A 16,233-nucleotide genomic window follows, 5' to 3' on the forward strand; every position below is an offset into this window, starting at 1 on the left:
AAAAGGACTTAGTCCCGTAGAATACAGAACTAAGTCTCAATTAGTAGCTTAATTAATATGTCCAATATTTTGGGTGCATATCATTTTGCTATTAAGAGCTTTTTTATTTAAAATTTAATTATTTTATCCATTTACCACAAGCTTTATCTTGGCAGATTTTATTATTATCTACAACTAATTGACCACGTAAAAATGTTTTGATAGGCCAACCTTTGATTTTTCTACCAGCAAAAGCAGTTAGTGGTTGTTTGCTGTGAAGTTTTTCATTTTCAATAGTATCGACTTTATTCATATCGACAACTACAATATCGGCATCTTTACCGATTTCTAAATTACCTTTATTTGGTAAATTATAGATATCAGCTACATTTTTAGCCATGACTTTCACTAAGAAAGGCAAAGTGATATGACCATTATTTACTTCATTGAGCATTAATGGAAGCATAGTTTCTACACCGCACATGCCAGCAGGAATGGAGAATAAATCACCTTGTTTTTCACTGATGATATGTGGTGCATGGTCAGAAGCGATAAAATCTATAGTGCCATTTTTCAATCCTTGCCAAAGTGCAAGTCTATCTTCTTCATGTTTGATGACAGGATATACTTTCATCATTGGCCCTACACTATCATAATCTTTAGCAGATAAAAATAGATATTGTGGGCAAGTTTCAGCAGTTATATTTACACCATTAGCCTTTGCTTGAGCGACTGCTTCCATTCCCATTTTAGAAGTCAAATGAAGAATATGAAGTCTAGCACCAGTGGCTTTAGCAAGTAGACTAGCTGTTTGGATAGTCAAAGCTTCTGCTAGAGCTGGTCGAGATTGGATTAAAGCTTCGTAATCTTTTTTACCAGATTGTTGAAGACGTTTAGTTAAAGTTTGAATTAATTCAATATTTTCAGCATGAATGGCGATTATTTTTCCTGTTTTTGCCATTTGTTCAAAAATTTCATAGACTTCACCATCGCCAAGAGGTGGGATAATATCTTCATCTTTAGGATTGTAATTATAAATTAAAGCTTTTGTTTTGGCATTTATAGCATATCCCCAGAAGAATTTTACAGCACTAGCACCAGCTTCACAAAGTCTAGGTAAATCACCAAGGTTGATTTCACCTAAAGAAAGACCCCAAATACCATAATCAGCAAAAGCTTTAGGAGCAAAATAATTTGCTTTTTGCAATAAATCTTGCTCATTTAAAACAGAAGGATTTGTATTGGGCATATCAAATACAGTAGTTACACCACCGGCAATAGCAGCTTGTGTGCCAGTTGTAAAATCTTCTTTAGCAGTAGCTCCAGGGTCACGAAAATGACAATGCGTATCAATACAGCCAGGTAAAAGATACTTACCAGAAACATCATAAACCTCAGTGGCAGGCTTATCCGCTAAAGAAATTTCAACAATCTTTTCATCTTGTATATAAATATTTCCTAGATAGATTTCATTTTCATTAACAATAAAACCATTTTTTAAAGCCAAATCATACATAAAAAAATTATCCCTCCTAAGAATTATAAAATACATTTTTCTTTTGTATAAAAAACAAATTAAATAACAACAAATTAAAGTGTTAAAAATCCTAAGAACTATATTAAAAGTATTACAGATAAGATTTTAGAATGTGGAAAATAAATATTACATATTATTTTATATTTATCAAAGTAGAATCAATATCGCAGGATTTTTATTTTTGCTTCGTTTTTCTTTTGTATAAAAGAAAAGTAATAATAATTTATTATAGCATAGTGGCAAGTATTAGAATATATTTTATGTTTAATCTCGTTATAGGGATATGTTATAATGATGACTTAAGTTTTAGTTAAATGGAGATGTTATTTTGAAAAATAAAGCTTATGTGTTGTTGTCTTTGGCTGGAATTTTATGGGGTTTTCAGCCTGTAGTGGTGAAATTCATTGTAGCGGAGATGAACCCACCTACTTTAGTATCTTTCCGATATTTATTACTTAGTGCTACTTTATTTTTATTGATGAAAATTACACATAAAAAAGATTTTATACCGCCCAAAAATTGTTGGTTGCCACTTATAATTATGGGGATAACAGGCGTTAGTTTGAATAATGGTTCACAATTTACAGGGCTACAATATTCTACAGTAGCTAATGCCACTTTGATTGCTGCTATGACGCCTGCTGTTACATCTTTATTAGCTTTTGTATTTTTGCGTGAAAGATTGGCTTTATTGCAATGGATTGGAATTATAATTTCGATATCAGGAACATTGTATTTAATCAGCAATGGAAATTTAGATATTATTTTACATATTTCATTTAATTTGGGAGATATATTATTTTTTGTAGCTCAATTAAGTTGGGCAATTTATTGTTTAATCAGTATTCGTGTGATGAAGAAAATGTCTGTATTATCCGTTACAGCATGGGCAGGAGTATTTGGGGCGATTTTTATTGCAATCTATGGTCATTTTACTTGTGGTTTATTTATACCAGATTTATCTATGAAAGCTATGGCTTCATTTGCATATATTGTATGGCTCGGTGGTGTAGGAGCAATGATATTTTGGAATATTGGTGTAAAAAATGTAGGTGCAAGTACAGCTTCCATATTTTTAAATATCATGCCTATTGTGGGGATTGTTACAGCTTCAATAACATTAAATGAAATAATTACTATGGAAGAATGTTTAGGCGCAGTAGTTATTTTATTAGGTGTATATATAACAACACATACAAAGCAAATTTTAGAAAAATTAAATTGGAAAAAGTAAAATAAATTTAAATAGATTAATGAAAATAAAATTATTTTTAGCTGAGAAATTTTGCGAAAAAATTAGTTATATAGTATTATGATTATAAAGTATAATGTGTAAAAAGTAGGAGGGTTTCTTTTGAAAAAGCTTGTAGTAACAGGAACAATTTTGCTCAACAAAGCAGTAAATGAAAATGTAAAACACATGGTTATCAAAGCTCCAGAAATTGCAAATCTTGCTGAATCTGGTCAGTTTGTTCATGTGAAGACTTTGCATAGTGAAAACTTTTTGCGTCGTCCATTCAGTATTGCAGATGTAGATAAAAACGAAGGTACAATCACTTTAATTTATCGTATTGTCGGTAAAGGTACAGCTGAATATTCTAGATTAAAAGAAGGCGAAGAATTTAGTATTTTAGGCCCTATCGGTAATGGCTTCAAATTAAAAGAAGGTAGACCATTGCTCGTAGGCGGTGGTGTAGGTATTGCTCCACTTATCTATTTATCTCGCTTGCTCAAAGATCAAAAACCTATTTTACTTATCGGTGGTAAAAATAAAGATGAAGTATTCTGGGAAGAATATTTAAAAGAATATGCTGATAAAATTTATATCACAACAGATGATGGCTCTGTAGGATTTAAAGGTTTCACTATTCAATTAATGCCTGAAATCTTAAAAGAAAATAATATTGACGCTATTTATACTTGTGGCCCAAATATCATGATGGAAGGCGTGGCAAAACTCGCTTATGAACATGATATTGATTGCCAAGTATCATTAGAAAAACGCATGGCTTGCGGTATTGGCGTATGTCTTGGTTGTACTTTTGAAGGTAAACTCACTAAAAAACGTCGTAAAGTTTGCACAGAAGGCCCAGTTTTTGAAGCTAAGGAGGTATTTTAATGAATTTATCTGTAAAGATTGGTAATCTTGAATTAAAAAATCCTGTAATGGGAGCTTCAGGAACATTCGGATTTGGTAGAGAATATGAAGATTTTCTTGATGTAAATGAAATCGGTGCAATCGTTACTAAAGGCGTTACACCAAAACCTCGTGCTGGTAATCCAGGTGTTAGAATTGCAGAAACTCCTTCTGGTATGCTCAACTGTATCGGTCTTGAAAATCCAGGGGTAGATGCTTTTATTTATGATATCTTACCAAAAATTAAAAAATATAATACTGTTGTTATCGTAAATATTTCCGCAGGTTCTGTAGAAGAATATGCTGAAATGGCATGGCGTTTGGATATTGACGGTGTAGATGCTGTAGAAGTAAATATTTCTTGTCCAAATGTAAAAGAAGGCGGTATCGTTTTTGGTACAGACCCAAAAGCAGCAGCAGCAGTAACTCATGCAGTAAAAACTCATACTAAAAAAACTGTAATTGTAAAACTTTCTCCAAATGTAACAGATATTGTGCAGATGGCGAAAGCAGTAGAAGAAGCTGGTGCAGATGCTATTTCTATGATTAATACATTGACTGGTATGGCAATAGATATCAATACAAGAAAACCATTACTTGGCAATATCACAGGTGGTCTTTCTGGCCCTGCTGTAAAACCTGTAGCACTTCGTATGGTATGGCAAGTAGCAAAAGCTGTAAACATTCCAATCATTGGTATGGGCGGTATTGCAAGTGCAGAAGATGCTATTGAATTCTTGCTTGCAGGTGCAACAGCAGTCGCAGTAGGAGCACATAACTTCATTGATCCATCAGCATTAAAAGTAATTGCAGATGGTATCGCTGAATATATGCAAAAACATAATATTGAAGATGTAAATGAACTTGTAGGAGCATTACAAGCTTAAATAAAAAATTACCAAGTGAATTTTTAATAAATAGTCTATAAAGCTAAGCAATATAAGCTTTATAGGCTATTTTTTATATAACTAATAAAAATAAATCGCCTGGTAAAATTTTTTTATATCCTTGAATAACAAGATTTTAGAAGCTATAATAAAAAAAGAAATGCTAATAAATATAGGGATTAATAGAAATAAGAGTTGTATTTGAAAAATTTTTATTGACAGTATATAGAGTTTGTGATATATTAAGTTACGTTGTATTTGAATTGCAACGTATTGCACAAGAAGAAGTCACCGCTTCTCACCTTATGGCGTGCTAGTCACTAGGGTTACTAATTAAAACAAAAACGTTTAACGTATATTTTAATTTGTAATATCAGAGGGTGACGTGCGTCATCCTCTTTTTTGTGTATATAATAAAAATAATATATAAATAATGAGGTGTTTTCTATTAGTAAAGAAACTTTAAGAATTAATGGCGAAATCCGCGCTAGAGAAGTTCGTGTGACAGATGCTCAGGGAGAACAGCTTGGTATTATGTCTACAAGAGATGCTCTTCGCAAAGCAGAAGAAGCTCATTTAGACTTAGTAGAAGTTGCTCCAAAAGCGAAACCACCTGTTTGCCGAATCATGGATTTCGGAAAATATCGCTATGAACAACAAAAACGTGAAAAAGAAGCGAAGAAAAAACAGAAGGTTATCAGTGTAAAAGAAGTAAAACTTCGTCCTGGTATTGAAACACACGATTTTAACTTCAAAGTTAAAAATGCTATGCGTTTTATTGCTGAAGGCAATAAAGTAAAAGCTACAATAATGTTCCGTGGCCGTGAGCTTTCTCATCCTGAAATGGGTAAAGAGCTTTTATTGAAGGTCGCTGAAGCAATGAAAGATGCTGTTACTGTTGAACGCGAACCTAAACTTGAAGGTAAAAATATGATTATGATTTTAGCACCTAAAGTGCAAACTAAAGGAGGAAACACTAATGCCAAAAATTAAAACTCGCAGAGCTGCAGCTAAACGTTTTACAGCTACTGGTTCTGGTGAATTCAAACGTAATAAAGCTTTCAAAAGCCACATTTTAGAAAAGAAATCACCAAAACGTAAACGTAATTTACGTAAAGCAGCTATCATCACTGCTGCTGATCATAAACGTGTAAGCAAAATGCTTCCATACGCTTAATTAATCATTTATTGTTGAAATTTAGGAGGGTAAATAATGCCAAGAGTAAAAAGTGGCGTAACCGCTCATGCACGTCATAAAAAAATCTTAAAATTAGCTAAAGGTTATAGAGGAGCTAGAAGCAAACAGTTCAAAAAAGCTAACGAACTCGTTATGAAAGCTCTTTACTATGCACGTAGAGACCGTCGTGCGAAAAAAGGTGAATTCCGTAAACTTTGGATCGCTCGTATCAATGCTGCTACTCGTGCAAACGGTATGTCCTACAGCCGTTTCATCTGCGGTTTAACAAAAGCTGGTGTTCAAGTTAACCGTAAAATGTTAGCTGACGTTGCTATCAACGATGCAGCTGCATTTGCTAAACTTGTTGAAGTTGCAAAAAGCAATCTCTAATATAAAAAATAAAAGCTGTTTCTAATTCTAGATTAGAGACAGCTTTTTTTGTTAGTTTAAATTTATTTGAATTTGACTAAACAAGTATACATTGTTTAAATATGCCAAATACTGTATAATAAATAAGAATGAATTTTATTTAGAGATAAATAAAAGTATTTAGGAGGATTATAAATGGCATTAGTTAATGAAAATTATCTAAAATTACAAGGTAGTTACCTTTTTGCTGAAATTGCACATCGTGTGCAGAAATTCAAAGCTGAAAATCCAGAAGCTGAAGTTATTAGCTTAGGTATCGGTGACGTTACATTACCATTACCACAAGTTAGTATTGAAGCTATGCATAAAGCTGTTGATGAAATGGCTAATAAAGAAACTTTCCGCGGTTATGGCCCTGAACAAGGTTATGCATTCTTACGTGAAAAAATTCGTGATGTAATTTATAAATCTCGTGGTGTAGATATCGAAGCTGATGAAATTTTTGTCAGCGATGGTGCAAAATCTGACTGCGGTAATATCCAAGAAATTTTTGGCGTAGATAATACTATTGCTATTACTGACCCTGTATATCCTGTATATCTCGATACAAATATCATGGCTGGTCGTACAGGTCTTGTAAAAGAAGATGGAACTTTTGAAGGTGTAGTATATATGCCATGTACTGCTGAAAATAACTTCACTCCAGAACTTCCAAAACAGCATGTAGACATGATTTATTTATGTAGCCCTAATAACCCAACTGGTACTACTTTATCCCGTGATGAATTGGCTAAATGGGTTAAATATGCTAAAGAAAATAAATCTATCATTTTATATGATGCAGCATATGCTTATTATATTACAGAAGATGATGTACCTCGTACAATCTATGAAATTGAAGGTGCAAAAGAAGTAGCTATTGAATTCCGTTCCTTCTCTAAAACAGCAGGTTTCACAGGTACTCGTTGCGGTTATATCGTATTACCAAAAGCTGTTAAAGGTTATACAAAAGATGGTAAAGAACAAGCTTTAAATCCTCTTTGGAATCGCCGTCATACAACTAAATTCAATGGTACACCTTATATTATTCAGCGTGGTGCAGAAGCTGTACTTACTGAAGAAGGACAAAAACAAGTAAAAGAAATGGTTGGCTACTATATGGAAAATGCAAAAATTATCCGTGAAGGTTTAGCAAGCCTTGGTCTTACTGTTTTCGGTGGTGTAAACTCCCCATATGTATGGCTCAAAGTTCCAGCAGGCATGACTTCTTGGGATTTCTTTGATAAACTTCTTCATGAAGCAAATATCGTAGGTACTCCAGGTTCGGGTTTTGGCCCATCTGGCGAAAATTATTTCCGTCTCACTGCATTTGGTAGCCGTGAAAATACATTAAAAGCTGTAGAACGCATCAAAACTCAATTAAAACTTTAATAAAAACATAAAAAATTATTTAATAGAACTGTACTTCAAATGTCAAATGTGAGGTACAGTTCTATTTATTTTTTTATAAATTGTTCAGACTATATGAATATTAAAATATAATTTACTGTTTTATAGATATATTATTCATAATGAAAAAAATTTTAAATTTAACAGAATTTTAACAATTAAATGATATAATTATATGTAAATTAAAAAGAAACGGAGGAGAAGGAGATGAAAAAATTTTTATGGTGCTTATTGTTAGTGGCAGTGATGTTTTTTCCCGTTAGTACAAATGCTTTTCCATTAAAAACAGATGTACTAAATACAGAAAAAACCATTATCATGTATGATGATTGGGATGATGACTGGCGAGATGATGACCGATATGAACATGATGATTGGTGGGACGATGACAGATATGAACATGATGATGATTGGCGGGACGATGACCGCTACGAACATGATGATGACGATGATTGGGACGATGACCGTTGGGATGATTAATCAATAAAGAAATATTGTTAATTAAACTGCACTTTTAAAGTTAGACGTATAATAATTTTTAAAGGTGCAGTTTTTTTGCATAAAAATTTGTTTTCTGAATATTTGTTTATTATAATTTATATATAATATTTATTAAAAGAAAGGAGATTATAAATGAAAATGAAAAAATGTTTAAAATTTATGTTTGCAATATGTGTATTATTAGTTCCTTTTTTTATTACAAGCAATAATACAGGGGAGGCGAGTGCTGTGCAGGTACCGCAAGCAGTACAAGATATGAAGGATAATTATAAAAAATCCGTAAAAGATGTGAAAGTTTCTGGAATGATAGAAGAGATTAATACACGCAATGGTGTATATAGAGCATGTGTATATTATCCAACTGGTATGGATGTAAAGAACGAAAAAATCTTACACTTAATTTTTTAAATTCAATTTTAAATAAAGATGAAGATAGTTATTTTGTGGATATAAATTTTTTAGATAAAGAAAGATTGCCAGATATAGAAGATGGAAAAGTACCAGAATTAGATATACTAGCAAAATTAAATGATGGAACACTCATAAATGTTGAAATACAAGTAACGAAACAAGAATATTTTTCCAAACGTTCGTTATATTATTGGTCAAGATTATATGCTTATCAACTCAATAAAGGTCAAAATTATGATGAATTAAAACAGACAATTACAATTAATTTATTAAATTTTAATTATTTGCCATATGAAACATGTCACAATTCATATCATGTTTATAATGATAAAACACAGGATATATTAATAGATGATTTAGAATTGCATTTTATAGAATTGAATAAATTCAAATTAAGTGATGTACGTAAGTTACGTCAAGCTGAAAACTGGATAGCATATTTTTCACCTAAATGTACAGATGAACAAAGAGAGGCGATAGCTATGAATAATCCCGTAATAAAAGAAGCTTTAAATTATGAGATGGTATTTTCACAAGATGAGATAAAAAGACGTCAATATGAAATACAAGAAAAAGCAATAAGAGATTATAATTCTACAATCTTATATAATCGCCAAGAGGGACTAAAAGAAGGATTGGAAAAAGGGTTAAAAGAAGGTCTAAAAAAAGGTGCAGAAGATAAAGCAATAGAAATTGCATTGAAAATGTTAGAAAATGGCAGTGATGTTAATTTTATTGCTGATGTAACAGGCTTAAGCGTTGAAAAAATAAATGAAATAAAAAAATGATATGTTCATTTCTTTGGTGACAAAGAAACGAACCAAATCACAACAAGTTGCATAACATATTTCTAGAGTGCTAAAGCACTAAGAACTATGTTAAAATCACCGCAGATAAAATTTTAGCTTTGAAAAAATATCATTTCATACAATGCTTAAAACTTGCTACGATCAAACAGTAGAACTAAAAACGTAGCTATATTTTTATCTTTGCCAATAGCTAATAGCTATCGTAAAAAGATGCTAAAATGCGGGGAAAGGTTTGGTATTATTGAAAAATCCTCATAGTATAAGGTATTTATATTATGAGGATTTTTTATAAATAAGTATGTTTGTTTTATTTTCTAGTAATGAAGAAAACGAGCTCAAAATTTTATAATATGAAAGAAATAATAAATTAAAATTACTGTTTAATGATATAGTTATTTTTTACAGAATCAAATAATTTTTTTTGTATAATATAGACATCTCCTTTACTTCTAGTAAGAGCTACATATAATTTATTTCTAATAATTTGAGAAATATTTTTTACTTCGAAGTTATCTTCTAAAATATTATCTGTTTTATCTGTTAGAATAACACAGGTCTTATCGTAAGTGTCTCCTTTGGAATTTCCCCAACTTATATAATTAAAAGAGTAATTACCATTAGAAGGCTTTTGTAATATTAATTTTTTTATAGAATTGTTTGATAAAATATCATCTATATTTTTAGCAGAAACTTTAATAATATTTCCAGTATTAATGTCAGCGGATTTTATAGGAATATTTAACTTAGAATTAACAAAATCGCAAATATTAATAGAACATCTACGCGAATTTATTAGACTAGAAGTATCTGTATAAAATTTGTTGTCTTGTAATAATTGGATATATTTTTCATATGAATTTATTTTATCAGTAAAGGGTTTTCCAAAATTATTTTGTCCATTAACAGAATGTTGGTAGTAATCTCCTACAAGTGTTACATTATTAATTTGTTTTAAAAATAATATTAAAAAGTTGTAATCATTCTTTCTAAAATCTTGGAATTCATCTATAAGGATATTATCAAAAAATATTAGAAATCTAGATGTTATTTTATGAATAAATTTTTCATTTTTTTTTGATTTTTTATTTAAATATAAAATTAGTTCAGAAAGCCGACCACAGAAAAATTTATTATTTTTATCAATATAATGACCTAAGTAATCTTGTTTTATATAGTAAGGATTAAATTTTTTATTTTCCGGAGGGTCTTTCATAGAAACACCCTCAATATTAAAAGGCTCAGTTTGAAAAATTTTAAAAATACTAGGTAAAAATGGTTGTATACAAAATTGATAAATGAAACTATGAAAGGTCATTATTTTGGTATATTTAGGAAGTGTGCCATAATTTTTTATTAATTCTCTTTGGATATTGTAAATATTTCTATTTGTAAAAGCTAAAATCATATTTCTTTCATTAGGATTTAAACAATTACATAATGTATATGTTTTCCCTGCACCAGCAACAGCTAATATTATTCGTTTATCCATTTAAACGCTTCCTTTACATATTTAGGTACTTGTAAATCAGCTTCATATTGTAAAATTTTATAAGCTACATCAACTTTATTATTAAGCATTTTTCCTAATATTGGTTTATTTTCTCCATTTTTTCCATAAATAATTTTATTAAATTTATAATCAGCAGTAGGATCAATTTTTCCTGCACATTTTTCTAAATCTGGATTTTGTTCATTACAATTATAAAGAGCTACTTCCCAAGTGAAATTTTTTAAATCATTATCCATAAAAATTTTTTGAGAAATAGATTGGGAATTATGTTCTTTCATGTAAGAAAGGTTGGTATCTTTTTCATCATTATCTGTAATTACAGCTATTTTTATATTTGTATTTTTTGTTATATCAAAGTATCTTTTATATGAGATGCCACCACAGGTTATAAGAGTAATACCATCTTGTGCTAAAGTTCTTTTATATATTTTTTTATAGAAATAAGGAAGTAATAAATATTCTGTAGGACCCTCTACTAAGATAGCTTTTTTTGATAATAATAAATGAAGTAAATTATTATTATCCAATTTTATAAAAAATTGGGCAGTTTCTTCGTCTATATTATCTAGTTTTGAAGTTTGATTAGTATTTGTTTCTATCCATAAAATATTTCGTAAATCTAATCGACTGGCAATCATACTATTATGCGTAGTAATAATCAGTTGAGAATCTTTAGAATAACTATTTATTGTAGATAACATTTGTTGTAAATTTGTGTAACATAAATGATTTTCAGGTTCTTCAATCATAATAACATCTAATTTACTATTAGATTTATCAAGAGCAATTTGTGTTTTTATAAGGTTTTCCATACCGCTTCCTTTATTTTCCAAAGGAATATCATTTTCCAATATAGAAATGATGTTTTCTAATATAATTTTTTTATAATTAATATCAAAAGTTCTATTATTGTTTAATTTTGGCAATGATAATTCTTTAAATAATAAAGATAAATTAGCTCTAAAAGAATTTTTAGCATGTATTTGTTCTTGTAAAGAATATCTAGAATGAAAAATTGTTTTATTAAAATAATTAAAAGTATTGTTGGTGTCTATAGAGCTTGTATCAATTAAAATAGATTTTAATGGTTGTTTTAATATAGAATATTTTTTACCTTGAAATGTAGACCAACTCATTTCGTAATATTCATAAGGTATTTCTTTAATTGTATTTGATAATATATTATCTGGAAATAAATCTTTATTAAATTCGCATTTAAATAAGATACCATAAGATGCTTCTTTAGGATTTAAAGAGTTTTCTCCATGAAATTCACTGCTTTTAAGATCAGTAGAATCTAATTCAAATATAATTTCTATTTTTATAGAAGGAAGATTTTCAAAAGAAGGGTCATCTTCAAAATTTTTTATGTTATCTTTATTCATTAAATCATGTAATATAGATTTATCAGAATTTCTATATTGTTGATTTAAAACAATGTTAAGTGCTTCTAATATAGTACTTTTACCTGCTTCATTTTCTCCAATAATAATATTTTTATTAGGATTAAAGGTAACAGTTAAATCTTTAAATTTTTTGAAACCAATAATTCTTAATTGTTTAATATAACACATATATTACTCCTTATACTAAGTATATATTTATTCATTTCTTTGGTGACAAAGAAACGAACCAAAGAAATCACCCGCTCACGCACTTTTGACTTTGTCAAAGATGCTAAAATGCGGGAAATGGTTAGGTGTTATTAAAGATTTTCAATAACTGGCGTTATCATTAAAATTTTAAAATGCGGGAAAAATTAGGTATTATTTATAGTTGTTCTTTTGGTGTTTTTCTTGGTCATGAAAGAAAAGCAATCGGACTATACAAACATTTGTTGTAATAGTCCTTTTTTTATTTGTTGCCAGTGTTCTAGCTGGGCTTTTTGGTTTTCGAGTTTGTGGTCAAATGCTGAAAGGAAATCTGCTATTTTTGTTTGTTCTTCTAAACAAGGTAAATCAATAATCATATCAGAAATCATATTCATTCGAACAGAATCAACAGAATTTTTTGCACTCATACGTTTAACTCTATTATAAAAATGAGAAGAAAAAAAGTAATAAAAATATTTAGCATGGGTATTTTTAAAATTAAACATACGATAACATCTTTGATGTAAATCATATTTTCCATTTACATAATGAAATACTTTTCCAGTACCAACACCATCGCCAACAGTTAAAGTAGCTTCTTCATCATATAAATATTTAGAACTTCTTTCAATAGTGGCAGAACGAACATAAAAAGGATATTTACCATTATCTATTTTATCTTGAGTATTACTTTTACCAGTAGAAATTGAACAAATTAATCCAATTTTTTTCTTTTCCCAATTAGGATAATTATTGCCGTTTTTATCTTTAAAGCGTAGTTTTTGGCTAAAGATTTGTTGTAGCAATCCTTTTTTCTGATTTTCTAGGCTAGAGATAGTATTTTCTAGGTTTTCTATTTTTTTATCTACTGTAGAAAGGAAATTAGCAATTTTTTTTTGTTCTTTGAAAGAAGGTATAAATAATATTATTTCAGAAATATCTTTTTTATTAATAGAACTAAAAGTACTTCCTTGACTTTTTTTTATTAATTGAAATAAGTTGTATTCTAAATTATATTTACCAAATATTTTATTACAATTAAAAGAAATGGCGGATAAACCGCGACCAATGCAAAATTCTTTATTAGCAATATTTATAGCACCAACAGGAGCACGTACGCTTAATAAAATATCTGTAGGATTTGCGGTTTTTTGTGGTTTAGTACACCAGTATTTTTCAATAGGATATTTATTAGTAAATTCAGCATTACCTTGTAAAAATGCGATACCGATTTCTTCATTATTGATAAAATTACTATCTGGAGATTGTCCCATAGTAATAGTACTAATATCTTCTAATTTTTTCTTTTCCCATTGTGGATAATCATTGCCGTTATTATCTTTAAATCTTAATTTTGGTATATTCAATATATCAACCTCCAATCTTATATTTTTAAAACTAATTTAAACTTTTATTTTAAATTTGCTATTTGGTTTTATATAAGGTAATAAAATTAATTCGCTGTCTAATAATTTAGCAATGGTATTGATTTTATTATCTTTTTGTTGTGCATGGGTGATGATTTGCATTTCTCCTGCGTAGCGTGCATAAAAGGCATTATCTAAGGTAATAGAGCCTATTTCTCTAGGGGCGATATATTCAGGGCAGATATATATTTGTTTGAATAATGCTCTACTTTCTTGGGTGCGAATGGCTCCGTCTGCTTCATCTAGGCGAGCGGTGAAGGTGTTTTCTTGTAAAATTTTTAGTATATCTTTATTTTGCGTTAATTTTTTTGCTTTTAATAAGATATATTCATCAGTTAAATTAGCTAATTCTTGGATTTCGTTTTCTGTAGGTAGGCTATCGCCGATAAAAATGGAGTCGATACCTAGTAATTTTAGATGTCGCATGGCAAGACTGGCTGTTTGATAGCGGTGCATTTCTAATGTTGGCAAGCCTTTTTTGATTGGTGAGCGAGCTTTGTTATAGCTAGGTATGAAAGCACCTACGGAAATATTATATTTATGAAGTAATTCGTTTTGTTGTTGTAATTTTTTTACGTTTAGACCTGTACCTTCACGAGGATAAAAATTATGGAGTGCATCAATATGTTGGAAATCTGTTTGGTAATGATTTAATTCATCAAGAAATTCTTGAGTGATAGTTGAGGCGTTGAATTGTAATTTTATATTTTGATGACTTAATTCGGCTATTTGCTCGGCACTGTAGCCAAAGTCTAAGCGAAGTGTAGTTATGCCAAGAGTAGCTAATTCTTGGATATTTAATGTATCTAAATTTAATAAGGCTAAAGTATTTGGCGATACATCACAGATTACTTCCATATTATATTTCTGTGTGAGTTTTAAAATTGTCTGTAAATCTTGTTGAAAATGGGAAATATCTGTTTCGGGTATGTGAAATGAGGTGAAAATGCGATTGAGATTATATTTATGGGCTAGATGAATTAAATTTAAATTTTCTTCTAATGTATTGTCTAAGCCAAGATAAATGGAAATGCCGTTTTGCAAAATATCACTCCTCAATAGGGTCGTTAAAGCCGATTATTAATGTGGCGATAAAGCCGAAAATATAGGCTGTGAAAAGTCCGATTAGATAATAAAGCATTTTGTCTGTACTTGCTGTAAGTGGTAGACCAGATAAGCCAATGGAGGTAGCACCTACATGGAAAAATGCTTGGACTGCACCACCGAAAGCACCGCCGATACAAGCGGAGATAAATGGTTTGCCAAGTGGTAAGGTTACACCGTAAATCAAAGGTTCGCCAATGCCCATGAAGCCGACAGGAAGGGCAGAAGCTATGGTTTGTTTTAATTTTTTATTTTTAGTTTTGAGATATACAGCGATAGAAGCACCGACTTGCCCTGCTCCTGCCATGGCTAAGATAGGCAGAAGGATAGTAACACCATATTGATTGAGCAGTTCAGCATGAATAGGTGTGAGTCCCTGATGAAGACCAGTCATAACAAGTGGTAAGAAGATACCGCCGATGATAAAGCCAGTGATAGCACCACCGGAATTAATTGCAGATGTTACAAGTACGCCGATAGTCTCAGCGATAATACCGCCGATAGGTTGTAAGATGAATAGAGCAGGGAAGGTGGCGATTAAAATTACAAGTAGTGGCGTTAAGAATAAATCTAAAATTTTCGGCACGATTTTGTGCAATTTGTTTTCTAACCATGAGGAAAAAGCTACTACTAATAAGACGGCAACGATACCACCACGACCTGCAAGTAAATCTATATTAAATAGGCTGATATTGTTGAGCATTGGGTGTGTGATAATGGCTGCCATAGTACCGCCGAGCATAGGAGAAGCATGGAATTCTTTGGCGGTGTTGATGCCAACAAAGATATTTAAACCGAAAAATACAGCATTTCCTGCTATTTGTAAAATTTGGATTGCAGGGTAGTTTGTAAGTGTAGGATCGATTTTGAAGGCAATATTTAATAATCCTGTGATTAAACCGCAAGCGATAAATGCAGGTATAAGTGGCATGAAGATATTAGAAATGCGTTTCAATAATAATTTAAAAGGTGTAGCATTTTTTTTGCGGATTTGTTGATGAAGTTCTTCGGCATTGCCAAATTGTTTTTGATTGTTATTTGTATCTTGATTTGTATTTTGAGCATTAGCTTCAAGATTTTTATTTGCATATAATTTTTTGAATTCAGTCGTTACTTCATTTATTTTTCCAGGGCCTAAGATGATTTGTAGTTCATTGTCATTTAAGTTTATGCCTAAGACATTGGGAATATTTTTTAATTCTTTTAACGGTAAATTAGTGATATCTTCTGTTTTTAATTGTAAGCGAAGTCTAGTCATACAATTAGTTATTTTTAAGATAGAAAATGACTTCATAAGTTCATAGATAGCAAAAGCTGTTTGTTGTAAATTCATAGAAACCTCGC

At 30.4% G+C, this 16,233-nt stretch carries 16 protein-coding genes; 10 read left to right on the forward strand and 6 right to left on the reverse strand.

Features of this window, described 5'->3' with window-relative positions; translation table 11 throughout:
- Positions 1-118 precede the first annotated feature (118 nt).
- Entirely contained in the window at positions 119-1,495 is a 1,377-nt protein-coding gene (allB, locus tag AC5LAX_RS01190) for an allantoinase AllB (protein ID WP_167624733.1), read from the reverse strand.
- A 349-nt stretch (positions 1,496-1,844) separates the two neighbouring features.
- Here allB and AC5LAX_RS01195 point away from each other — a divergent pair, with 349 nt between their 5' ends.
- The 10 genes from AC5LAX_RS01195 to AC5LAX_RS01240 all read left to right on the forward strand — a co-directional run bounded on the left by AC5LAX_RS01195 (position 1,845) and on the right by AC5LAX_RS01240 (position 9,235).
- Positions 1,845-2,750, forward strand: a complete 906-nt coding sequence (locus AC5LAX_RS01195; protein ID WP_167624732.1) for a DMT family transporter — start codon at positions 1,845-1,847, stop codon at positions 2,748-2,750.
- A 120-nt stretch (positions 2,751-2,870) separates the two neighbouring features.
- Positions 2,871-3,635 (forward strand): dihydroorotate dehydrogenase electron transfer subunit, encoded by a 765-nt coding sequence (locus AC5LAX_RS01200; protein ID WP_288909066.1) that lies wholly within the window; start codon positions 2,871-2,873, stop codon positions 3,633-3,635.
- Entirely contained in the window at positions 3,635-4,540 is a 906-nt protein-coding gene (locus AC5LAX_RS01205; RefSeq protein WP_288909064.1) for a dihydroorotate dehydrogenase, read from the forward strand. The genes AC5LAX_RS01200 and AC5LAX_RS01205 overlap by 1 nt, the downstream gene beginning before the upstream one ends.
- A gap of 438 nt (positions 4,541-4,978) precedes the next feature.
- Positions 4,979-5,533, forward strand: coding sequence for a translation initiation factor IF-3 (gene infC / locus AC5LAX_RS01210; protein ID WP_115151207.1), 555 nt, complete (start codon positions 4,979-4,981; stop codon positions 5,531-5,533).
- Entirely contained in the window at positions 5,520-5,717 is a 198-nt protein-coding gene (rpmI, locus tag AC5LAX_RS01215) for a 50S ribosomal protein L35 (protein WP_008538462.1), read from the forward strand. Before infC ends, rpmI begins: the two co-directional genes overlap by 14 nt.
- 36 nt (positions 5,718-5,753) lie before the next feature.
- Positions 5,754-6,107, forward strand: a complete 354-nt coding sequence (gene rplT / locus AC5LAX_RS01220) for a 50S ribosomal protein L20 (RefSeq protein ID WP_008538460.1) — start codon at positions 5,754-5,756, stop codon at positions 6,105-6,107.
- Positions 6,108-6,281: 174 nt separating this feature from the next.
- The gene (locus AC5LAX_RS01225) at positions 6,282-7,517 is read left to right on the forward strand and encodes an LL-diaminopimelate aminotransferase (RefSeq protein WP_115151208.1); all 1,236 of its coding nucleotides are present in this window, start codon (positions 6,282-6,284) and stop codon (positions 7,515-7,517) included.
- A 225-nt stretch (positions 7,518-7,742) separates the two neighbouring features.
- Positions 7,743-8,015: a hypothetical protein gene (locus tag AC5LAX_RS01230; protein WP_115151209.1), complete on the forward strand. Its 273-nt coding sequence runs from the start codon at positions 7,743-7,745 to the stop codon at positions 8,013-8,015.
- Between the two features lie 249 nt (positions 8,016-8,264).
- Positions 8,265-8,444, forward strand: a complete 180-nt coding sequence (locus tag AC5LAX_RS01235; protein ID WP_288909063.1) for a hypothetical protein — start codon at positions 8,265-8,267, stop codon at positions 8,442-8,444.
- On the forward strand, positions 8,381-9,235 hold the full coding sequence (locus AC5LAX_RS01240) for an Rpn family recombination-promoting nuclease/putative transposase (protein WP_288909061.1): 855 nt from the start codon (positions 8,381-8,383) through the stop codon (positions 9,233-9,235). Before AC5LAX_RS01235 ends, AC5LAX_RS01240 begins: the two co-directional genes overlap by 64 nt.
- Before the next feature lie 394 nt (positions 9,236-9,629).
- Here AC5LAX_RS01240 and AC5LAX_RS01245 read toward each other — a convergent pair whose 3' ends face one another.
- The 5 genes from AC5LAX_RS01245 to AC5LAX_RS01265 all read right to left on the reverse strand — a co-directional run bounded on the left by AC5LAX_RS01245 (position 9,630) and on the right by AC5LAX_RS01265 (position 16,222).
- Positions 9,630-10,745 carry a UvrD-helicase domain-containing protein gene (locus tag AC5LAX_RS01245; RefSeq protein WP_091693440.1) on the reverse strand — a complete coding sequence of 372 codons (1,116 nt, stop codon included), beginning with the start codon at positions 10,743-10,745 and terminating at the stop codon, positions 9,630-9,632.
- Positions 10,730-12,340 carry an ATP-dependent nuclease gene (locus tag AC5LAX_RS01250; protein WP_288909059.1) on the reverse strand — a complete coding sequence of 537 codons (1,611 nt, stop codon included), beginning with the start codon at positions 12,338-12,340 and terminating at the stop codon, positions 10,730-10,732. Before AC5LAX_RS01250 ends, AC5LAX_RS01245 begins: the two co-directional genes overlap by 16 nt.
- A gap of 248 nt (positions 12,341-12,588) precedes the next feature.
- Positions 12,589-13,725, reverse strand: a complete 1,137-nt coding sequence (locus AC5LAX_RS01255; protein ID WP_288909058.1) for a restriction endonuclease subunit S — start codon at positions 13,723-13,725, stop codon at positions 12,589-12,591.
- A 36-nt stretch (positions 13,726-13,761) separates the two neighbouring features.
- Entirely contained in the window at positions 13,762-14,829 is a 1,068-nt protein-coding gene (locus AC5LAX_RS01260; RefSeq protein ID WP_288909056.1) for a DUF871 domain-containing protein, read from the reverse strand.
- A gap of 4 nt (positions 14,830-14,833) precedes the next feature.
- Complete coding sequence (locus tag AC5LAX_RS01265) at positions 14,834-16,222, reverse strand: PTS transporter subunit EIIC (protein ID WP_288909055.1); 1,389 nt, start codon at positions 16,220-16,222, stop codon at positions 14,834-14,836.
- Positions 16,223-16,233 lie beyond the last annotated feature (11 nt).

The organism is Megamonas sp. (assembly GCF_986095205.1).